The sequence below is a fragment of the Streptomyces showdoensis genome (assembly GCF_039535475.1).
In the GTDB taxonomy this organism is placed as follows: domain Bacteria; phylum Actinomycetota; class Actinomycetes; order Streptomycetales; family Streptomycetaceae; genus Streptomyces; species Streptomyces showdoensis.
The window spans coordinates 1-20,794 of record NZ_BAAAXG010000007.1 but is presented as its reverse complement, the minus strand read 5'-3'; the positions used below and the strand labels follow the sequence as shown (position 1 = coordinate 20,794).

Here is a 20,794-nt window from a genome sequence, read left to right as displayed (position 1 = left end):
GAGGAGGCCCGCCCGTCCCCCGCCGGCGGGCCTCTTCTCCCCCTTCCGAAAGGCAGGGCCTACGGGGCCCAGGGCACCCCGGCGTCCGGCAGCAGCCGGCCCGCCTTCTGGTACTCGCGCCGGGCCCCCGCCCGTACGTCCTCCCCGGTCACCGGCCCGCCACGGCCCGCCGCCAGATATCCGGCGGTCACCGCGGCCGACCTGATCGCACCGCCGGCCAGCTCGAAGTCCTTCGCGCAGCCGGTGACGGCCTCCGGCAGGTCGTCCGCCTGCGGCGCGCCCGCCAGGCACGCCCGCCACAGGGAGAGGCGCTGCTCCGGGTCCGGGAACGGGAAGTCCACGACCAGGTCGAGCCGGCGGGTGAACGCCTCGTCGATGTTGGCCCGCAGATTGGTGGTCAGGACGGCGATCCCGTCGAAGGCCTCCAGCCGCTGGAGCAGATAGGCGCTCTCCAGGTTCGCGTACCGGTCGTGCGAGCTGCGCACCTCGGAGCGCTTGCCGAAGACCGCGTCCGCCTCGTCGAAGAGCAGCACGCAGTCGGTGCGGTCGACCTCCGCGAAGATCCGCTCCAGGTTCTTCTCGGTCTCGCCCACGTACTTGTCGACGACCGAGGACAGGTCCACCACGTAGAGGTCCAGGCCGAGTTCGCCCGCGACGACCTCCGCGCCCAGCGTCTTGCCGGTGCCGGACTCCCCGGCGAACAGGGCCACGACGCCCCGGCCGCGGCCGCCGCCCGTGCGCAGCCGCCAGTCGCCGAGCACCCGGTCCCGGTGCCGGGCCCGGCCGGTCAGCTCGTGCAGCAGCCGCAGCGGCTCCTCGGGCAGCACGAGATCGGCGAAGCCGACCGCCGGCCGGACCCGTCGGGCGTGGCTGTCGAGCAGCGGCGCCGACATCAGCCGCGCCCCGCGCTGCACGTGCGCGGCCGTCAGCTCCGTCCCCTCGAACGCGGCGAGGGCCAGGGCCGAACGGGCCGCCCGGCGGATCCGGCCGCCGCCGAGCCGGTACGGGGCGACCGCCTCGGACAGGTCGAAGCCGGGCTCCCCGGGGCCGAGCGCCCGGCGCCACAGCTCGGCGGAGCCCGCCGAGTCCCCGGGCGCCTCCAGGGCGATCAGCTCCACCGGCGGGGCCCAGCGCGGATCGGGGGCGTCCGTGCCCGCGAGGACGACGGTCACGTCCGGCGCCGCCAGGGCGCGCACCAGCGGACCGGCCTCCCGAGGCAGCGGCTCGACCACGACCGCCGCGCCCCGCAGCCGGGCCTCCCGCAGCAGGGCGGACGCCACCCCGGCGCCGGCCTCACCGGTTCCGGCGCGCATCCGCAGCACCGGCCGCCCGGCGGCGCACAGGGCCTCCGCTACCGCGTCGGCGGCGGTCCCGGGGGTCCGCTCGCGCAGGTGGACGGTGACGGGAGCGGCGGCCCGGATCCGCTCGGCGAGCTCCGCCAGGGCCTCGGACGCCACGGCCGGCTCGTCCGGTGAGGGCGGCAGCAGCTCCACCCCGGCACCCGGCAGCCCCGCGTCCAGCCGCCCGTCGTCGCCGAGCAGGTGCGCCACCACCCGCTCCGGCACCCGCAGCGCGCGGCCGGGCAGCGGACGGTCCTCGTCCTCGACGACCAGCAGGCCGCCGGAGCACAGCGGGGCGGAGGGATGGAAGCGGTCGCGGGCGGCGGCCTCGTGGGGTCCCGTGCCCGCGAGCCCGAGGGCGAGCCCCACCGTGGCCCGCCGCCGGCCGACGTCGTCGTTGAGGTAGCCGAAGAGCGGCTCGAACGCCCGGTCCACGTCGGGTGCGAGGGCGGTGAGCAGGATGTGCGCGTCCAGCGGGCCGAGCCCGAAGGCCCGCGCGAGCCTCCCGAGCCGGTCGGACCCCGCGGGGTCCGGCCCACCCCCGGCGTCCCCCGGGCCGGCCGGGTCCGGGGCCCACTCCGCGCCGTACTCGGCCAGGGGCCGCGCCGCCGACCGGAGGGCGGTCTCCGGCGTCACGTACATCCCGCGCAGCGGATCGCCGGCCGTCGGGTCCTCGGCGGCGCGGCTCTCCACCACGCCCACCACCCGGTCCCGCAGGGCCGCCAGTCGCGCCGTCAGGTCGGAACCGCTCACGGCAGGTACTCCGTCCGCCGGATCACCCGGGGCGCGGAGTCCGACGGCACCCCGTCGGTCCCGCGCGTGGTGATCTGCACCTCGGTGACCGGCGGCGCCACGTCGTACACCGGGACGACCGGGAACGGAGTGGTGATCACCACGTCGAGCGAGGGCTTGAGCTCCCCGCCGAGCGCCGACCAGATGTCCGCGAGGGAGCGGGACTCGGCGGGCGGCACGGCCACGGTCAGCGGCAGCGCCGGGGTGCCGGCCGCTCCGCGCAGCACCTCCGGCACCGCGTCCTCCGGCAGCGCCTCGTGCGGCAGCAGCAGCGCCAGGGCACTCGACAGCAGCCGGTGCTCGTCCTCCGGCCGGGAGGTCCACGCGGTCACCAGGTAGGACAGGCGGAACCAGCGGCGCGGCTGACGGCGGCGCACCACGGCCCCGCGGGCGTCGCGCTCCGCGTACGCGCCGCGTTCGCGGCGGGCCACGTCCTCCCGTATGTCGAACAGGTACGCGTTGAGGGTCGGCGCGGTCCGCCGGGCCGCCCAGTCGCGGGTGGGCGGGTCGAAGGAGACGTCCCCGGACACGGCGGGGGCCAGGAGACGGCTCAGCGCCTCGTCGATCTCGTGGATCATCAGATGTAGCCCTCGCGGAGTGCGTACGCCACGGCATGAGCCCGGTTGGCGAGATGGAGACGCGTCATCAGCGCGTGCAGGATGTTCTTGACGGTCCGCTCGGAGTAGGCGAGCTTCTCGCTGATCTGCCGGGTGTCGAGGCCCTCGGCGAGCAGCCGCAGGACGTCCACCTCGCGCGGCGCCATCCCGAACAGCGGCGCCGTTCCCGTGGACGCGGTGCTCGTCGCCCGCTGGAGCCGTCCCACCTGGTTGAGCAGGCGGCTGATCAGGTCCGGGGGCAGTTCGCCGTCGCCGCGCGCCGCGCTGTGCACGGCGTTGACGAGCCGCTGCTCGGTGGCCTGGTGGCGCCACAGGATCGCGCGCACGCCGTACTCGACGACCGTGAGCAGGTCCGGCTCGCGCAGTTCACCGGCGACGAGCACGACCCGCTGGTCCCCGCCGCGCAGGACGCGCCGCAGCTCGGTCGTGGCCGGTTCGTCGATCCGGTCCGCGAGCATCACGGCGACGGAGGGCGTGCCGCAGGGCGGGTCCGCCTCGTCGGCGGTCCGCTCGGGCACCACCTCGATCGTCGGCTGATGCTGAAAATGGCTGATGAGACCGGCCCGGCTGAGCGGATCGGAAGCGTGGACGGTCACTGCCACGCGCTTGGTGAGCATGCCCGAATGCCTGCCCTTCCCCCAAGAATGTGCTGGTAGACGGCCGGTTGCCCGGCCGTTTCATTGGTCTCCACCACATTCACGGGGGCCACTGCCGTCCCGTTGCCGCCCGGCTAACGCCCGGCTAACGCTCGGTCGCCGCCGCGGCGATCCCGTCGAGCCGCCGCAGTTGGGCCTCCACCCGCTGCACGCTCTCCTTGTGGCCGTGCGCGAGGCCCAGTTCCCGGGCGCGTACGAGCAGCGTACCGGCCTCCTCGGTCCGGCCCAGGTCGAGCAGGGCCGCGCCCGCCGTGGCGGTCAGCATGCTGTGCCGGATGCCCACCAGGCCGTTGACCGTGTCGCCGTCCAGGGCGAGCCCCTCCCGGGCGCAGGCGAGGGCGCCGGCCGGGTCGCCCACGGAGAGCAGCTGGCGGCCCCGGTGCTCCAGGGCCAGCAGCTCGGTCATGACGTCCCCGCTGCCCCGGACGAGGGCGGCCGCCCGCGCGGTGTGGGCGAGGGACTCGTCGCTCACGCCGAAGCGGTCGAGGGCGACGGCCAGGTTGACCAGGGCGGTGGCCTCGCTGGAGGGCTCGCCCGCGCGGGCGGCCAGCGAGGGCGCGAGGCGCAGGTGCACCAGGGCCTCGGAGAGACGATTCTCCTGGGTGAGGATCCAGCCGAGGAGGGCGCGCACCCGGGACTCGGCGTCGGGGTCCTTCTCCCGGGCGGCGGAGTCGGCGGCCGCCTCCAGGAGCGGCACCCAGCCGTCGTGGCTGTGCCAGAGGATGTACGGCCACTGGAGGACGGCGAGCCGCCAGGCCCGGTCGTGGTGCCCGGCCGCGCGGGCGGCCGCGACGGCCGCAGCGAGGTTGTCGCGCTCGGCCGCGTACCAGAGCAGGGCCGCGTCCCGCCCCGCGAACTGCACCGCGGTCCTGGGCAGTCGGGCGTTGGACGGCACCGCGCAGCAGGGCTGGTCGTCCGGCTCGGCGGCGCGGGCGGCGGCCATGGCGGTGAGCGTGTAGTGGTCGAGCAGCCGCAGCAGGGCGTCCCCGTCGGCGTCGAGGCCGCGGGCGTAGAGCCGCACCAGGTCGTGCAGGGTGTGCCGGCCGGGCGCGTACTCGGTGAGCAGGTGGGCGTCGCAGAGGCGGTCCAGGGCCTCCGCGGCGACCGGGGGCGTCCGGTCGAGCAGCGCCGCCGCCGCGTGCCGGTCCAGGTCCGTGCCGGGCACCACGCCCAGCTGCCGGAACAGCCGCGCGGCCTCCTCGGGCAGGCCCTGCACGGTGAGGCGGAGCGCGGCGGCCACGCCCTGCCCGTCGCAGCCCTCGGAGTGGTCCACCGAGAGCAGGGACAAGCGGCGCTGCTCGTCGGCCAGTTCGGCGGCCAGGTCGGCCAGCCGCCAGTGCGGGCGGGCGGCGAGCTGCGCGGCGGTGACCCGCAGCGCGAGCGGCAGCCCGTCGCAGAGCGCGGCGAGCCGGCGGGCGGCCGCGGGCTCGGCGTCCACCCGGTCCCCGCCGACCGCGGCGGCGAGCAGCGCCGCCGCGTCGTCGAGCCCGAGGACGCCGAGCGGCACCGGGCGGGCGAGCTCGCTCACGACCAGGCCCCCCAGCCGGAGCCGGGAGGTGACCACGGTCGCGCTCCGCGCACCGGCGGGCAGCAGCGGGCGGGCCCGGTCGGCGCTGCGCACGTTGTCCAGGACGACGAGCAGCGCCCGGTCCTCGGTGAGGGACCGGTACAGCGCGGCGGCGGCCGTCGGCGACTCCGGCACCTGGCGCGGCGGCACGCCGAGGGCGGGCAGGAACTCCCGCAGCACGTCGGCGCTGTCGACCCCGTCGTCCGGGCTGAAGCCCCGCAGGTCGGCGTAGAGCACCCCGTCCGGGTAGTGGGCGGACCGGCGGTGCGCCCAGTTCAGGGCGAGCGCGGTCTTGCCGACCCCGGCGGGGCCGGTGACCAGCGCGACCCGGGCCCGCTCGACGGCGGTGTCGAGGGCGGCCAGCTCCCGGGCGCGGCCCAGGAAGCCGCGCGGGGCGCGGGGCAGCAGGTCGGGCGCGGGCAGCGCAGGGGCGGGGGCCGGGGCCTCGGCCTCGGCGGCGGAGCCGCCCGCGGGCTCGGGCCACTCGGGGGGCCCGCCCGCCACGGGGGCCTCGCCCGCGGTGTGCGGCGCGGCCGGCGGGGTCCCGCGCAGCACGGCCTCGTACGCGGCCCGCAGCGCGGGGCCGGGGTCCACGCCCAGTTCGTCGGCGAGCTGGGTCCGGGTGCGGTGGTAGCAGTCGAGGGCGTCCGACTGGTGCCCGGCCCGGTACAGCGACAGCATCAGGGCGGCCGCGAGGGACTCGCGCAGCGGGTTGGCCACCGCCTCGGCGCGCAGCAGCGCCGCCGCCTTCACGTGCTCGCCGAGCCGCCCGTACGCCGCCGCCAGCTGCTCGACGGTGACCAGCCGGGTCTCCTCCAGCGCCCGCGCGGCGACCAGCAGCGGTTCGCTCGCCACCACCCCGGTGAGCGCGGGCCCCCTCCACAGGGCGAGCGCCTCGCGCAGCATCAGGACGGCGTCCCCGGGGTGCTTCTGGTGCCCGGCGAGCTGGACCAGCTCCTCGAAGCGGTGCGCGTCCAGGAGGTGGTCGGGCATCCGCAGCTCGTAGGCCTGGCCGTGGGTGGCCAGCTCGACCCCGTACTCGCCGGCACCGCCCTGCTCGAACAGGGCCCGCAGCCGCGAGACGTGTCCCTGGACGACGGTGCGGGCCCGGGCGGGCGGCACCTCGTCCCAGACGGCGTCGATCAGCCGGTCCACCGGGACGACGGCGTTCGCGCGCAGCAGGAGGGCCGCGAGGACGCTGCGCCGCTTGGCGGGGCCGAGGGGCAGTTCACCCGCCTCGGCCTCGATGGACACCGTTCCGAGCAGGCGGAACTCCACCCGGCCCTCCTTTTCGCTGATCCCGTGGGCCCTCCAGTATCACCGCCCGCCCCTCGCAGGCCTTTGTCGGGATCCTCCAGTTGTCCGGAACCGGACAGGCCTCACGTAGTTCGGCTTGATCACACGGCGCCCGGCACGGCTCCCGTCACGGTGTCCGCGCCGGGCCGTCCCGGTGTCCGGACGGCCCGGCCGGGGCTCAGGCGTTCGGGTCGAAGGGGATGCCCGAGGGCTTGGCGCGGCCGAGCGCGTACGCGAAGTCGACGTCCCGGATCTTGAGGGTGGCGGAGCCGAAGTCGGCGCCCGTCAGCCGGTCGCGCAGGCCGGCCGGATAGCCGTTCCAGCCCACCAGACGCGGGTAGAACCAGCCGCCGGTGGCGTTCTCGACGCGCTCGTCGTCCGGATTGGCGAAGCGGAAGCAGTGGGTCGAGGCGCCGTCCTTGTGGTAGACGACCTTGGGGTGGGTGCCGTCGAAGCGCACCGCCGAGCGGGCCGCCACCTGGTAGCCGCTGTGCTGGGAGACCGACACGTACTGGACCTGGTCGCCGCTGATCCACACGACCACGTGCTCCCAGTCGTGGGTGTGGCCGATGGCCAGCGGGCCCCAGGTCGCCTGGTCCTTCTCGAAGTAGCTCGCGTACATCACGGCGCACCAGCCGTTGTTGCACTTGCTCCGCGAGTAGCTGTTCGCGGCGGCGAGCTGGGCCGGGTCGTGGCACTTGCCGTTCACCGTGCCGCCCAGCTTCAGGCCGGGGTTGAGCGTGCCGTCCAGGCCGATGGCGGCGGTGGCGTAGCAGCCGTCGGTGTCGTAGTCGTACGCGGGGGAGAAGGTCTGGTCGAGTCCGTCGGCGTTCTGCGGCAGCTGCGGCAGGACGGCGGCGTGGGCGGTCGCGGGGACGCCGAGGACGAGGGCGAGGGCGCACAGCAGGGCGGCGAGGACGGAGCGCCGCCGGCCGGGCCGGGGCGCGGATGGGGTGTTTATCAGGTGCACGACAACTCCTTGGCCGGTGTGGGGGAGGCAGACCCTCGCAGCCGGCCCCGTGGGCCGTCAACCACCCTGCGGGGAACGGGGGGTTACGGGAGGGGCGTGCGAGGGGCGCGCGGCGCGTCAAGCCGGACGGGCGCGTTCGCCGGATCGTGTGGGAGGCGCCGGGTGACCGCGGAACCCGGGCCGGGGCGAGGCAGGATCGGAGGGCCGGGGTCGTCCCGAACGAGAGCCGTGGGGGCTCTCGGACCCCGTGCCCCGCAGAGCGGCGTGCGCCGACACCGTCGCTCTCGGCCGCCCCCGGACCCCGGCTTCGCTCCGGGGGCGGCTCCGGGGGCGCGCGGCTCATCCGCCGCGGGGGCCCGCGTCCGCCCGGCCTCCTCGTCCGCCCGGCCGCGGGTGCGTCGCGGCCTCCGGGGGCTCAGACCGCCTTGGCGTACAGCTCCTCGATCAGCCGCGTGACGGTCTCCGGCTCCCGCAGGGTCGGGTAGTGGTCGGTGGCGGCCAGCCGTTCGAGGCGGCAGCGGGGGATCCGTGCCGCCATCTCCTCGTTGCAGCGCACCACCACCGGCCGGTCCAGCTCGCCCAGGGCCAGCACCGTGGGCACGGAGATCTCGCCGAGCCGGTCGAAGGCCGGGGCTCCGGTCCGCTGGTGGCCGACGTTGGCGAACCAGGCGGGCAGCACCGCCCGGAAGTGGGCGGCGACCACCGGGTCGGACTCGGGGGTGCCGCCGCCGGCCGCGCCCCACAGGCCCATGCCGAGCCGCACGACGCCCTCCAGGTCGCCGGCCTTCGCCAGCCGCTCGACGTCCTGGTAGAACTCCTCGTCCTCCAGCGGCGCGTAGCCGGTGACCCCGGGGACGAGCAGCGCGAGGCCCGCCACCCGTTCGGGCTGGTCCAGGGTGAAGCCGATCGAGGCGGCCCCGCCCATGCTGGAGCCGACCAGCACCGCCTGCCCGAGGCCGAAGTGGTCGAGCACCGCGGCGAGGTCCGCCTCGGGCAGGTACGGCACGACGGGCGCGGGCGAACGCCCGTAGCCGCGGGCGTCGTAGCGGATGACCCGGTGCCGGGCGGCGAGCGCCGGCAGGACCGGGTCCCAGATCGTGGAGTCGCCGACGCCCGGGTGCACCAGGACCAGCGGCAGTCCGTTCCCGCCCGTGTCGTCCGCCCAGAGCTCGCCGCCGTCCGCCTTCACCATGGTTTCCATGGGTCCAGTCTGGGCGGAGCGTCCCGGGGTGCACCAGCCCGCCTCCGGTCGAGTCGGTGTCAAGTACCCCGTCGGGTCAACGTTCCTGACGCCGTGTCAGTAGTGGCGGAAATCTTGCCTGGACACCCCTACCGGCCGGTTCTACTCTCAAGTCACTTTGCGCGTTCCCCCCAGGCACCACGCGACCCGGCACACGCGAACGCACCCTGGCACACGTACCACGCGACGACCCGCACCTCCTCGCACCCCACCGTCGAACACCGAGGAGATCCCCCATGTCCAAGCTGCTCGTCTCCGTGACCGGCCTCGCCGCCGCCACCGCTCTCGCCTTCGGATCCACCGGCACCCAGGCCGCCCCGACCACCCTGCTCCCGGCCGGCCACTCCTTCTCCGCCAAGCTCACCGGCAAGGCCACCTTCGTCGCCGGGTCGACCACCATGACCTGCACGGTCTCCGCCTCCGTACCGACGAGCGGGGCGAACAACACCGTCCCCGCCGCCCCCGGCAACCACAACGCCGCGGGCCCCGTCTCCGTCCCCGTCAACCCGCCCACCTTCGGCGGCTGCACCACCAGCATCTTCGGCGTGAACGTCACCATCACGAGCAACGCCACCAACGGCCCCTGGACGCTCTCCGTCCAGAACGGGACCCCCGTCACCGGCGGCTTCACCATCCCCAAGGGCGGTGTCGTGTTGAAGACCAGCGGCCTCGCCAGCTGCACCATCACCGCCTCGCCGAGCGGCCCGACCGCCGTCAACGGCACCTGGACCAACGGCGCCCCCTCCAGCCTGGCCATCGCCAACGCGCCCGTCCCCGCCACCGCGACCGGCGGCTTCCTCTGCCCGACCGGCAACCAGTCGGCGACCTTCAGCGCCACCTACCAGCTCACGGACACCACCGACCCGGCCCAGCAGATCACCGTGACCGGCTGACCGGCTGACCGGCTGACCGGCTGACCGGCTGACCGGCTGACCGGCCGACCGGCCGACCGGCTCCCCGGATCCGTCCGGGGAGCCCGACCGGTCCCGCTCCCCGGACGGATCCGGGTGACCGGGGGCCCGGGCCTCACCCCGACGCGACGCCCACCAGCAGTCCCTTCGTCTCCAGCGGCAGCTCCACCACCCGTTCGAGGGCCAGCCCCGAACGGCCCAGCAGGCCGCGGTAGTCGTCCAGGGTGCGCTGCCGGCCCCCGTTGACCACCAGCAGGTGCAGGTCCCACAGCGCGGCCAGCGCGCCCGAGCCGTCGTCCGTGGTGACCCGCTCCAGGACGAACAGCCGCGCCCCGGGCGCGAGGGCGGCCCGCACCCGGCGCAGCAGCCGCACGCAGCGCTCGTCGTCCCAGTCGCCGAGCACCCGGGACAGCAGGTAGACGTCCCCGCCGGCCGGCAGCGGGGCGTCGAAGACGTCCTGGGCCAGCAGCTCGACCCGGTCCAGGCCGACGCCGGCGGCCAGGTGGGCGCGGGCCAGCGGCAGCACGTGCGGCAGGTCGACGAGCACCCCCCGGGCGGCCGGGGCGGCCGCGAGGACGGTGGCGAGGAGCCGCCCGCTGCCGCCGCCGACGTCCACCACCCGCCGCGGCCCCGTGAGGCCGAGGACGGCCGGAACCGCGTCGAAGACGGCGTGCCCGGCCTGCATCACCCGCTGGAACCGGGCCGCCGCCTCCGGGTCCGCGGCCAGATGGGGGATCAGCGGCTCGCCGTAGGCCAGTTCGAAGCCGGGGGTCCCGGTGGTCAGCGCCTCCTCGGCGTGCCCCCAGGCGCGGTAGAACTCCTCCCCGTACAGCAGGCACATGTCGCGCAGCGAGCCGGGCCGGTCGCGGAGCAGCTCGCCGACGGGCGTCGTGCGGTAGCCGCCGTCGGCGTCCGTCGCGAACACCCCGAGCAGGACCAGGAGACGCAGCAGCCGGTGCGCGACGTCCGGGTCGAGGCCGGTGGCGGCGGCGAGCGCGGCGCCGTCGCGGTGGCCCCCGGCCACCAGGTCGGGCAGCCGCAGCCGGGCGGCGACGTGGACGGCCTGGGTGCGCCAGGCCCCGGTGACGAGCTCGACCGTGGCGCGCACGGCCCGCGGGTCGGTGGTCATGACGGTATCCAGCCCCTCTCGATGCGGGGTGTGCCGATGCCCAGGGAGCGCATGTGCTCGATGGGGTTGGTGTACTCGCGGCTGGCCGCGATGAGGCCGTCCGCCAACTCGAAACGGTGGACGAAGCGGTTGCGGTAGCGGCCGGCCGGATAGCCGGGGAAGCGGATGGTGCCCTCGCCGCCGCACTCGACCCAGATCAGGCCGGCGTGCTGCGTCTCGTACACCTCGACGTCGGTCCAGACCCAGTCGGGCAGCACCTGGAGCGACAGTTCGCCGTGCCGCCGCAGGTGCTCGCGGCCGTGGACGACGATCGGCCGGCCGACGTCGGTGAAGAACAGGGCGGCCGTGCCGTCCTCGGTGTAGAGGGTGTGGCGCCGCAGTCTGCTCTCGCGGTCGGTGCGGAGGAAGGCGTCGACGGTCGCGCGGTTGCGGTCGCGGAGCGTGGACTCGCACATCACGGGTTCCTTTCGGAGCGGAAGGATCGAAGGAGGGGCGTCGTGGGACTCAGGGCTGGAGGCGCCAGGACCGCCAGTCGCCCCCGGGGCCGCGCTCGTAACGCAGCCGCTCGTGCAGCCGGCCGGTGCCGTCGGCCCAGAACTCCAGCTGATCGGGTACGAGTTCGAGGGCGATGTACGCGGCGGGGCGCGGCTGCGGCCCGGCCTCGGCCAGCCGCGCGGCGCGGGCGCGCAGCGCGGCCACCTCGGCGGGGCCGGCCAGCGGGGCGCTCTGCCGGGACGCCACGGTCATCGCGTGGGTGAACACCGGGCGGGCCGCCCACAGGGCGTCGGCGGTGGCGTCGGGGAGCCGCCGGACCCGGCCGCCCGCGCTGACCTGCCGGCTCGTCTCGCGCCAGTAGAGCAGCCCCGACGCCCAGGGGTTGGCGCGCAGTTCGCGCTCCTTGCGGCTGCCGCGGTGGGTGGCGAAGAGCAGCCCGGTGGCGGTGATCCGGCTCACGGCGACGATCCGGGTGGACGGGCGTCCGCCCCGGTCGGCGGTGGCCAGCGCCAGTGCCCGGGGCTCGCGGACGCCGAGCGCCTCCGCGCCCTCCAGCCAGCGGCGCAGCAGCCCCAGCGGATCGGCGGGCGGCTCCTCGTACTCGGGGAAGGGCAGCGCGACCGTCCCGGTCAGGGTCTCCGACCGGCCCGGCCCCGGTGAGGCGGGGGGCGGGCCGCAGCGGTTGCGTTCGGTGCGCTCGGCCTGTGCGGCGTGTGCGGCGGTGCGTGCGGACCGGTCGGTGTGCGCGGTGTGCTCAGACATGGATCCTCCCGTGGGCCACGGTGACGGCCTCGCCGCCGACCTCGACGGACTCGACCCGGTCCCCGGACCCCTCGGCCCGGGCCAGCATCAGGGAGTGGCGGCCCAGTTCGACCCCCTGCCGGATCTCGATGCGGCGCCCGTACGGCACCCGCCCGTGCCGGGCCAGGTGGACGGCGAGCGGACCGGCCGCCGAGCCCGTCGCCGCGTCTTCGACCACGCCGTACGCGGGCGAGAACATCCGGCTGCGCCAGCGCGTCCCGGCCCCGGCGAAGCAGTTCGCGGCCAGGTCCTCGAAGGCGGCGAGGGCCCGGTGGTCGGGGGCCAGGGCGGACAGCGCGGCGACCGACCCCAGACCGACGAAGACGTGCCGGGGGCCGTTGCGGTAGACCTCCACGGGCAGCGTGGACGCGCCCACGCCCAGCGCCGCGAGCAGTTCGGCCGCCCGCTCGAAGGGCTCCCAGGTGGGCAGCGGCTGCCGCATCGTGGCCGCCGCCACCCGGCCCGCCCGCCGGTCGAGCCGGCAGGGCACCATCCCCATCGCGGTCTCCAGGAGCAGCCGGTCGCCGCGCACGTACGGACCGAGCGCGACCGCGGTGCCGAGCAACGGGTGCCCGGCGAAGGGCAGTTCGTTCACCGGGGTGAAGATGCGCACCCGGGCGTCGCCGCCGCGGCGCGGCGGCAGCACGAAGGTCACCTCCGACAGGTTCATCTCGCGGGCGATGCGCTGCATCCGGGCGGCCGGCAGACCGGCGCAGTCGAAGAACACGGCCACCGGGTTGCCCCGCAGGGGCTCGCCGGCGAAGGCGTCCACGACGACGTACGGGCGCATGACGTCCCCTCCTTCCTCACCGGGCCGACGGCCGGGGTCCGGGCGTCCGCAGCGCCCGGCGGGCGGCGCGGGCGAAGATGCCCGGGCCGTCGCGGGTGAGCACGGACTCGGGGTGGAACTGCAGGGTGGTGAAGTGCGGGCCGCGCAGCGCGTGCACCTCGCCGGTCTCGGGGTCGCGGCTCAGCTCCACCGCGCCGACCCCGTCGACGACGGTCCGGTCGGCCTCGCCGCGCGCGGCGAAGGTGTTGTAGAAGCCGACCCGTTCGCGCCGGCCGAACAGGTCGATCTCCTTCTGCACGCCCTGGTGGGGCACGTCCCGGCGGACCAGCGGCAGGCCGAGCTCCAGGCTGACCACCTGATGGCTCAGGCAGACGGCGAGGAACGGGCGCCCGCGCGCCAGCAGACCGCGGGCCGCCGCCCGCAGGGCGTCGATGCGGGGGTGGCCGGCCTCGGCCGGGTCGCCCGGGCCGGGCCCCAGGACCACCAGGTCGAACGCGTCGGGCGCGTACTCCTCGTCGTGGCGGCGGACCGTCACCACGAGCCCGAGGGAGCGCAGCTGGTGGGCGATCATCGCGGTGAAGGTGTCCTCGGCGTCGACGACGAGCACCGTTCGCCCGGCGAGCCCGGCGAGCCCGGCGAGCCCGGCGAGTCCGGCGAGTCCGGGGCCCCCGGCGCCGGCGGCTCCGCCGCCGTCCCCGGTCTCCTCCCGCCCGCCGGCCGCTCCGAGCCAGAAGCCGGAGAGGTCCGCGTTCCGCCGCTCCAGCGCGGCCCGCACCTCCGGGTGGCCGCCGAACGGGCCGGGGCCGTCGCCTTCGAGGGCGGCGAGCAGCCCGGCCGCCTTGGCCCGGGTCTCGGCCGCCTCGGCGTCCGGGTCGGAGTGCCGCACCACCGTGGCCCCGACGCCGATGCCGACCCGGCCGGCCGCGTCGATGTCGGCGGTGCGGATCAGGATCGCGGAGTCCAGCTCCCGGCCGCCGGCCGCGTCCCGGCCGATCAGCGCCACCACCCCGCTGTAGTAGCCGCGGCCCCGCCCCTCGTGACGGGCGATCACCCGGCAGGCGCTCTCCAGCGGGGAGCCGGTGACGGTCGGCGCGAACAGCGTCTCGCGCAGCACCTCGCGCACCTCGCGGTCGGTGCGGCCCTCGATGAGGTACTCGGTGTGGGCGAGCCGCGCCATCTCCTTGAGGTAGGGACCGACGACCCGGCCGCCGCCCTCGCAGATCCGCGCCATCATCTTCAGCTCCTCGTCCACCACCATCGACAGCTCGTCGCGTTCCTTCCGGTCGGAGAGGAACTCCATGACCCCGGGCAGGCTGGGGCCCTCGGGCGGATGCCGGTACGTGCCGCTGATCGGGTTCATCACCGCCGTACCGCCCCGCAGGCTGACGTGCCGCTCGGGCGAGGCCCCGACGAAGGTGCGGGCCCCGGTGTGCACGAGGAAGGTCCAGTACGCGCCGGACTCCTGCTCCAGCAGGCGCCGGAAGAAGGCGAGCGCGCTGTCCGGGCCGTACCCGTCGAGCTCCGCGAGGAAGGTGCGCCGCAGGACGAAGTTGGCGCCCGCGCCCTCGCCGATCGCCTCCCGCACGACCCGGCCGACGCTCCGCGCGTACGCCTCGTCGTCGAGGTCGAAGCGGCCACCGGTGAGCGCCGTCGCCTCCCGCGGCAGCCGGGCGAGCGCCTCGCCCAGCGGGACGGTGTCCTGGCCGGTCACGGTCAGGGCGATCAGCGGCGCCCCGTCGTCGGCACAGGCGAAGCCGCGCTCGGTGATCTGCCGGTACGGGACCACGACCAGCGACTCGTGGCACGCGCCCCGCCCCGGCTCCGGCCGCTCGGGCAGCGGGATCCCGGCGAGGGCGGCGGGCAGCGACACCCGGCCGGTCAGGACGTCGAGGACGTCCGGGGCGCCGGCGCCCGGGCGGTGCAGCAGCGCGTACGCGGCGGGCCGGGGCCCGGGGCCCAGGAGTGCGTCCAGGGCGTCGGTCATGACAGGACCTCCTCGGTGGTGACGACCACGGCGCAGCGCTCGGCGGCGTACCGCAGGGCGGCGTCGTGGTGCTCCCGGGAGAAGTCGGCGACGGCGTCGGCGACCAGGAACACCCGGATGTCGTGGCTGAAGGCCTCGACCGCCGTCGCGAGGACGCCCACGTGGGCGTAGACCCCGCACAGGACGAGCTGGTCGCGGCCGGCCTCCCGCAGCCGGGCGAGCAGCCCGGAGCGGAAGAAGGCGCTGTAGCGGCGCTTGACGAGGAGCCAGTCGCCGGCGGCCGGCGCGAGCGCCGCCACCACCTCCCGGTCCTCGGGGGCGGCCCGCATCCCGGGCCCCCAGAAGTCCCCCAGCAGACCCCGCTCCCGGCGGGTCATCGAACCGGGCTGGGCCGTGTACGCGACGGGCATCCCGCGCGCCGCGCACCACGTGCGCAGCAGCGCGGCCCGGTCGACCAGCGCCCGGCGCGGGTCGGCCGGGAAGGGGGCGAGGAAATAGCGCTGCATGTCGTGGACGAGCAGCACCGCGCGGCTCGGATCGAGCCGCCACCGGGCGGTGTTGGCGGGCAGCTCGTCCGCCGACGGCAGCCGGTAGGGGGCGATCTCCGGGATGCCGGTCACGGTTCTCCCCTCCAGACGGAGACGACGCCGAGGGCCTGCGAGGGATTGAGCCGCGGGTCGCAGAAGGTCGTGTAGTGCTCGGAGACCCGGTCCAGGCCGTGGTGGTCCGAGGCGCACTCGGTGACCTCGTCCGGAGTGGTCTCCAGGTGCAGCCCCGCGGCCACGCCCCCGGCGGACTCGACGGCCCGCTGGAACAGCGCGACCTCACGGCGCACGGTCGGCACGACCCGGGTCTTGGTCCCGTCCCCGGCCTGCACGGTGTTGCCGTGCATCGGGTCGCAGAGCCAGCTCACCGGATGTCCCGCCGCCCGCACGGCCGCCACCAGCGGCGGCAGCCGGTCGGCCACCAGCCCCGCGCCCATCCGGGCGATCAGGGTCAGCCGCCCGGGCACCCGCCCCGGGTCGAGCCGCTCGCACAGGGCGAGCAGTTCGGCCGGGGCGAGCTCGGCGTCGACCTTGCAGGCCACCGGGTTGCCCACCCGGGCGAGCAGGGCGACGTGGGCGCCGTCGACGTGCCGGGTCCGCTTGCCGATCCACGGCCAGTGCGTGGAGCCGAGGTAGAGCCGGCCCTCGTCGTCGCGGCGCAGCAGCGGCACCTCGTAGTCGAGCAGCAGGGCCTCGTGGCTCGTCCAGACCGGCGGTTCGGGGCCGCGCGCCGCGTGCGGCCCGCGCCAGCCCAGGTGCTCCATGACGTCCCCGGCCGCCAGGTAGCCGAGCAGCAGGCGCAGCGGGTCCGGCCGCCGGCTCTCCTCGTCGGGTTCGGGCCCGTTGACCAGGTGCCCCCGGTACGAGGGGAGCTCCCGGTCGCCGATCCGCTCGACGGGGCTGGAGCGCGGCTTGGCGTACTGGCCGGCGATCCGGCCCACCCGCACCACCGGCTTGCGGGTGGTGGTGCGCAGCGCCCCGGCCAGCAGGTCGAGCACGGCGACCCGGCGGCCCACGTGGCCCGCGGTCCGCTCCTCGGGGTCCTCGGCGCAGTCGCCGGACTGCACGACCAGCGCCCGGCCCTCGGCGACCCGGGACAGCAGCACGCCGAGCGCCCGCAGGTCCTCGGGCCGGACCAGGGCCGGCCGGCCCGCCAGGGCCGCCCGCACCCGCCGGGTCTGCGCCGGGTCGGGCCAGTCGGGCTGCTGTTCGGCGCCCCGGCCGCGTATCTCGTGGAGCAGCTCCTCCACGGCGTGCACCGGGCTCATGTCGGTATCCCCTCTCGGCGGACCGTGGGCACCGGGATGCCCAGGGCGCGCAGTTGGGCGAACGGGTTCATGAATTCGCGGTTCCGGACGATCCGGCCGTCGGCCAGCTCGAAGGAGTGCAGGAAGTGGTTCTCGTAGAACCCCTCCGGATAGCCGGGGAAGCGGATCCGGCCGTGGCCGTCGCACTCCACCCAGAAGTGGTTCGGGTCCTGCGTCTCGAAGACGCGGACGCCGTACCACTCCCAGTCGGGGAAGCAGCGCAGCGACCAGACCGCGTGCTCGGCGAGCCGGTCCCGGCCCCGGATGGCGATCGGGGCGCCGGTGTCGGTGGTCCACAGGCCGCCGGTGCCGTCCTCCGTGAACAGCTCGTGCCTGCGGAGCCGGTCCTCGCCCCGGGTGGTCATGTACGTCTCGACGGTCTGCCGGTTGCGCCGGCGCAGTGCGCTCGCCTCGGCGGAGCCGGGCCGCGGTGCGGTGCGGGACATGTCGGGTCCTCTGGTGGTCCGTGGATGCGGTGTCGGTGCCGCCGGAGGGTCCGGCGATCGCGATGCGTCCACGCTCCGCCGCCCGGGAACCCGGGCGCCCGGGTCGGGGGACCGGCCGCTCCCTCAACCGCGACCGGGTCGCGGAACCCGGTCCGGACCGGGACACGACGGGGCCGCCCGCCTCATGCGCCCGGTACGCCGGGACGGGGAGGGTGGTGCGGGTGAGGACGCCCGGGCGGGGGTCCGAGGCGTATCAGGAGGGCGTCATGGGATCAGTCGTGGCGCTGCGGCGGAGCCCCGTCGGTGCCGAGCCCGGCGTTGCGGGCCCGGACGATCGCCTGGGCCCGGTCGTTGACCCGCAGCTTGCTGAAGATGTTCGTGACGTGGTTGCGGACCGTCTTGTCCGAGATGGTCAGCCGGCGCGCGATCTGGCGGTAGTCGAGTCCGCTCGCGAGCAGGTCGAGCACCTCCAGCTCGCGCGGGGTCAGATCGGGGAAGACCTCCCGTCCCGGCGCGGCCGCGAGCGCCCCGAAGAACGACTGGAGCCGCTCGGCGATCCGCGGCCCGAACACCGCGCCGCCGCCCGCGACCGTACGGATCGCCCCGATGATCTCCTCGCGTCCGGCGCCCTTCACCAGGTAGCCGCTGGCTCCGGCCCGTACCGCCGCGAGGAGGTTGTCGTCGTCCTCGGACATGCTGAGGACCAGCACCCGGGTCTCCGGCCGGTCGCCGAGCAGCTGCCGGGTCACCTCGATGCCCGAGGCGTCCGGCAGCCCGAGATCGAGCACCACCACCTGCGGCCCGGTCCGCGCGCAGAGCGCCACGGCGTCCGCCGCGGAGGAGGCCTCGCCCACCACCCGGAACCCGTCCTCCGGAAGCAGCGCCCCGCGCAGCCCGTCCAGGAACATCGGGTGGTCGTCCACCAGCACCACCGTGACCGCGGACGTCTCGGAGCCCTGAGAGCCCTGGGGGCCTTCTGCCGTCATGCCGATTACTATAGGTATGCATATGAACGCATGGAGTGAGAACGCGCCGTGGGGTTCCCACCGGGCGGACGGCGAGCGCCGGCTGGCCGCAGCCGCGCTGTGCGCGGCGGTCGCCGTCGCCCTCAGCGGGCTGTGGATCTGCTACCTCCTGGTCAATCTGGGGAACCCCGGGGTCTCCGAGAGCGCCCAGAGCCTCCGCGTCCTGGTGTACGGGCTGCCCGCCGTCGCCGCCGGCGTCCTCGTCCACGCCCACTGGCCGGGCCGCCCGGTCGGCTGGGTGTTCATCGCGTACGGGATGACGGTGATCCTGCCCGCCGCCTTCGCCGCGCCCCTGTGGCTGGGACACGGCGGCGACCCGCTGCGCGCCGCCGTCCTGGTCTTCGAGGCGCTCGCCAACTGGCTCAAGGTCACCCTCTGGTACTCGCTGCCGCTGTGGTTCCCCGACGGACGGCTGGCCCGCCGCTGGTGGTGGTACGTGGCGGCCGTCGCCGCCTGGGTGGCGCCGCAGGCCTTCTCCTACGCGGCGATGCCCGAGCGGTACGGCGTGCCCAACCCCCTGGCCGGCGGCTGGTGGGGGAACGTCTCGGCCCTCATCGACAGCGACCTCGGCGTCGCCCAGAACGTCACCCACTTCGTGTTCATCGCCCTCGGCGGCACCGTCATGTTCCGCAGGGTCCGGCACATCGGCTCCGCCCGCACCCGCGCGGCGCTCCTGGCGCTGCTCGCCTCGTACGTCGTGTGGGGCGTGGCGCAGAGCATCACGTACAACTTCGGCGACTCGCTGCGCTGGCCGATGTACTGGGTGATGATGGCGGCCTCCGTCGCCATGTCGGCCTCCGTCGGCTACGTCGTCGTCCGCACCGGCTCCTGGCGCCTCGGTCGCCCGGAGCGGCGCATCCTCGCCGGGCTGCTCGTGGTCGCGCTGCTCACCACCGCCGACGTGGCCGTCGTGGCCGCCCTCGTCAGCGGGATGACCCCCAGCCGGTACGCCGACGCCCTGGCCCTGGTCGCCGTCGCGTTCCTCATGGGCGCGGGCCTGCGCCGCACCGTCGCCTGGGCGGTCGGGGTGGTCGACCGGCTCTACTACGGGGACCGGGCCCACCCCTACCAGGTCCTGCACACCCTCGCCGAGCGCATCAGCCACGCCGGCAGCTCCCAGGACATCCCCGCCACGCTCTGCGCCACCGTGGTCGAGACGCTCCGCCTGCCCGCGGCCTCCCTGGCCGTGCACACCCGCGCCGGGGCCCGGGTGCTCGCCCGGGTCGGCTCGCTCGGCGACCACCCGCACCACTTCGACATGCTCCACCAGGGCGCCGTCGTCGGCCGGCTCTCCGTCGGCCTGCGCGAGGGGGAGGCGGAGCTGGACCGGCAGGACGGCCTCATCCTCTCCTCCCTCGCCAGCCAGGCCGCGCCCGCCGTCGCCTCCCTGCGGCTCCAGGAGGAGCTGCGCAGCATAAGCGCGGCGAGGATGCGCGTATCCGTGGTGTGCGGCGCGAGATCTTCCAGCCGTATGCCCGCGTGCTCGTCCAGGACGAGCCAGTCAAAGGCAGCGTTGTGGATGAGTACTTCGCGGCACCGCGGGATTGCCTCCCGAGCATACTGTGCGTGGTATCCGCCCTGTTCGTACAGCAGCACCCACGCTTCGTGTGCGTCGCCGAATTGCACGGTACGGAGCCGATAGCCGGCCGAGTAGATGTTGAGTCCGGTTGTCTCGGTGTCCAGCGCGATCGGTCCCCGTTCCCGGGCCCGGTTGAGCCAATCCCAAAAGAGCTTGAGATCGGTGGTGTCCTCGGGCACGTTCACGGTGACCGACTCGCCGGCCACGGTGTGGCGGAAAGTCAGCATGGGTCCCCCTAAACGAAAAGCGGGCCGCCCACCGTGAATTGGTGGACGACCCGCGTATGTGGTGTGCGTCAGTTGGCGAAGATTCCCGGCCCCGCTGCGTCGGGGCTCGCGTCGGCCTCCCGGAGACCCACGAGAGCGATACCGCGCATGGTCTTTCGGCGGTAGATTCCGCGTTCTTCCATGGCGTCATAGAAGGCGCGTCGGGTCCACCGTTCCCTTTGCGGGTAGGTTTTCGGCTTCGCACCATTCGAGATACGCGTTAAAGGCTTCGTTGCCGTTCATCACGTGGTCGTCGTCGGCGGGCTCCAGGACACCGGGGAAGAAGCCGGCTAGCTGGTCGCTCGTCTCCCGGTACTCCTGTGAGGCACCCGTGATGACCTGCGGGTCTCGCAGCCCGCCCCCGGTACCAGTCGACGGCCCCGCGGACCGCCCAAGCGGCGATGCCCTCGGCTTCCTCCAGTAGCTTCGCGTCCAGCTCGGTATCCCGCTCGTGGGGAGCGAAGTACCGCAGGAACGGCAACAGCTTGACGCGACGCCAAAGCCCCTCGTCCTGACTCTTAAACTTCGGCTTGTGGTTGGTCGCGAGCATCAGGAGAAACGACGGCTTGAATTCGAAGAACTCCCGTCGCAGATAGCGGGCCGAGATCATGTCCTTACCGGTTACCCGCTTTAGGATCGCTTCGGACATGGGCGCCCCGCTCTCACCCTCGGACGCCATGACCAGCCGGGCACCGCGTAGTGCCGCAATGTCGTTTGGAATGCCGCCGCTGGACTTCGCTTCAAACGTCGCAAACGGCGTCGTCTTGCTGATAGCGCGGAATACGGCCGTGAGGGTGTCGACAAGCACTGACTTCCCGTTGGCTCCCTTCCCCCAAAGCACGGCGAAGCTCTGTTCCGTGACGTGTCCGGTAATGCCGTAGCCCACGAGACGCTGAATATATGCGGGCATGTCCGGCATACCGGGGAAGATCTCGGCGAGGAAGGTTTCCCACCGCGGACACACCCGCTTCCGGCCGGTAATCAAGGTCGAGCCCGTACGTGAGCATGTCGCGCATGTCGTGCAGACGGAGCCGACCC

Annotated in this window: 18 protein-coding genes; 1 reads left to right on the top strand and 17 read right to left on the bottom strand. The window is 75.0% G+C overall.

The window, feature by feature from the left end:
* Positions 1-59: 59 nt before the first annotated feature.
* From ABD981_RS04270 to ABD981_RS04245, 6 genes are all read right to left on the bottom strand, one after another.
* A complete protein-coding gene (locus ABD981_RS04270) occupies positions 60-2,093 on the bottom strand; it encodes an ATP-binding protein (RefSeq protein WP_046912454.1) in 2,034 nt (677 codons plus the stop codon).
* Entirely contained in the window at positions 2,090-2,710 is a 621-nt protein-coding gene (locus tag ABD981_RS04265; protein ID WP_046912455.1) for a Pvc16 family protein, read from the bottom strand. Before ABD981_RS04265 ends, ABD981_RS04270 begins: the two co-directional genes overlap by 4 nt.
* Positions 2,710-3,366, bottom strand: a complete 657-nt coding sequence (locus ABD981_RS04260; protein ID WP_046912456.1) for a helix-turn-helix transcriptional regulator — start codon at positions 3,364-3,366, stop codon at positions 2,710-2,712. The genes ABD981_RS04265 and ABD981_RS04260 overlap by 1 nt, the downstream gene beginning before the upstream one ends.
* A gap of 124 nt (positions 3,367-3,490) precedes the next feature.
* A complete protein-coding gene (locus ABD981_RS04255; RefSeq protein ID WP_345527955.1) occupies positions 3,491-6,250 on the bottom strand; it encodes an AfsR/SARP family transcriptional regulator in 2,760 nt (919 codons plus the stop codon).
* A 196-nt stretch (positions 6,251-6,446) separates the two neighbouring features.
* Positions 6,447-7,232, bottom strand: a complete 786-nt coding sequence (locus ABD981_RS04250) for an NPP1 family protein (RefSeq protein WP_240495492.1) — start codon at positions 7,230-7,232, stop codon at positions 6,447-6,449.
* Positions 7,233-7,653: 421 nt separating this feature from the next.
* Positions 7,654-8,439, bottom strand: a complete 786-nt coding sequence (locus tag ABD981_RS04245; RefSeq protein ID WP_046912232.1) for an alpha/beta fold hydrolase — start codon at positions 8,437-8,439, stop codon at positions 7,654-7,656.
* Between the two features lie 275 nt (positions 8,440-8,714).
* Between ABD981_RS04245 and ABD981_RS04240 the strand changes: the two genes are divergently transcribed.
* Positions 8,715-9,371: a hypothetical protein gene (locus ABD981_RS04240; protein ID WP_046912233.1), complete on the top strand. Its 657-nt coding sequence runs from the start codon at positions 8,715-8,717 to the stop codon at positions 9,369-9,371.
* Positions 9,372-9,504: 133 nt separating this feature from the next.
* Here the strand turns inward: ABD981_RS04240 and ABD981_RS04235 are convergent, their stop codons facing one another.
* The 11 genes from ABD981_RS04235 to ABD981_RS04185 all read right to left on the bottom strand — a co-directional run.
* Positions 9,505-10,518: a methyltransferase gene (locus ABD981_RS04235; protein ID WP_046912234.1), complete on the bottom strand. Its 1,014-nt coding sequence runs from the start codon at positions 10,516-10,518 to the stop codon at positions 9,505-9,507.
* Positions 10,515-10,973 carry a PhzA/PhzB family protein gene (locus ABD981_RS04230; RefSeq protein WP_046912235.1) on the bottom strand — a complete coding sequence of 153 codons (459 nt, stop codon included), beginning with the start codon at positions 10,971-10,973 and terminating at the stop codon, positions 10,515-10,517. The genes ABD981_RS04235 and ABD981_RS04230 overlap by 4 nt, the downstream gene beginning before the upstream one ends.
* 49 nt (positions 10,974-11,022) lie before the next feature.
* On the bottom strand, positions 11,023-11,775 hold the full coding sequence (gene phzG, locus ABD981_RS04225; protein ID WP_123955238.1) for a phenazine biosynthesis FMN-dependent oxidase PhzG: 753 nt from the start codon (positions 11,773-11,775) through the stop codon (positions 11,023-11,025).
* Positions 11,768-12,604, bottom strand: coding sequence for a PhzF family phenazine biosynthesis protein (locus tag ABD981_RS04220; protein WP_046912236.1), 837 nt, complete (start codon positions 12,602-12,604; stop codon positions 11,768-11,770). Before ABD981_RS04220 ends, phzG begins: the two co-directional genes overlap by 8 nt.
* 16 nt (positions 12,605-12,620) lie before the next feature.
* The gene (locus ABD981_RS04215; RefSeq protein WP_046912237.1) at positions 12,621-14,588 is read right to left on the bottom strand and encodes an anthranilate synthase family protein; all 1,968 of its coding nucleotides are present in this window, start codon (positions 14,586-14,588) and stop codon (positions 12,621-12,623) included.
* Positions 14,585-15,208 carry an isochorismatase family protein gene (locus ABD981_RS04210; RefSeq protein ID WP_046912238.1) on the bottom strand — a complete coding sequence of 208 codons (624 nt, stop codon included), beginning with the start codon at positions 15,206-15,208 and terminating at the stop codon, positions 14,585-14,587. Before ABD981_RS04210 ends, ABD981_RS04215 begins: the two co-directional genes overlap by 4 nt.
* The gene (locus ABD981_RS04205) at positions 15,205-16,401 is read right to left on the bottom strand and encodes a 3-deoxy-7-phosphoheptulonate synthase (protein ID WP_123955240.1); all 1,197 of its coding nucleotides are present in this window, start codon (positions 16,399-16,401) and stop codon (positions 15,205-15,207) included. Before ABD981_RS04205 ends, ABD981_RS04210 begins: the two co-directional genes overlap by 4 nt.
* Positions 16,398-16,886 (bottom strand): PhzA/PhzB family protein, encoded by a 489-nt coding sequence (locus ABD981_RS04200; RefSeq protein WP_046912239.1) that lies wholly within the window; start codon positions 16,884-16,886, stop codon positions 16,398-16,400. Before ABD981_RS04200 ends, ABD981_RS04205 begins: the two co-directional genes overlap by 4 nt.
* A 272-nt stretch (positions 16,887-17,158) precedes the next feature.
* A complete protein-coding gene (locus tag ABD981_RS04195; RefSeq protein ID WP_046912240.1) occupies positions 17,159-17,872 on the bottom strand; it encodes a response regulator in 714 nt (237 codons plus the stop codon).
* A gap of 1,104 nt (positions 17,873-18,976) precedes the next feature.
* Positions 18,977-19,717, bottom strand: a complete 741-nt coding sequence (locus ABD981_RS38750; protein ID WP_425586395.1) for a 3'-5' exonuclease family protein — start codon at positions 19,715-19,717, stop codon at positions 18,977-18,979.
* A 259-nt stretch (positions 19,718-19,976) separates the two neighbouring features.
* Positions 19,977-20,794 (bottom strand): DNA primase family protein (locus tag ABD981_RS04185; RefSeq protein ID WP_345527944.1); only part of this gene is annotated, 818 nt, incomplete at its 5' end.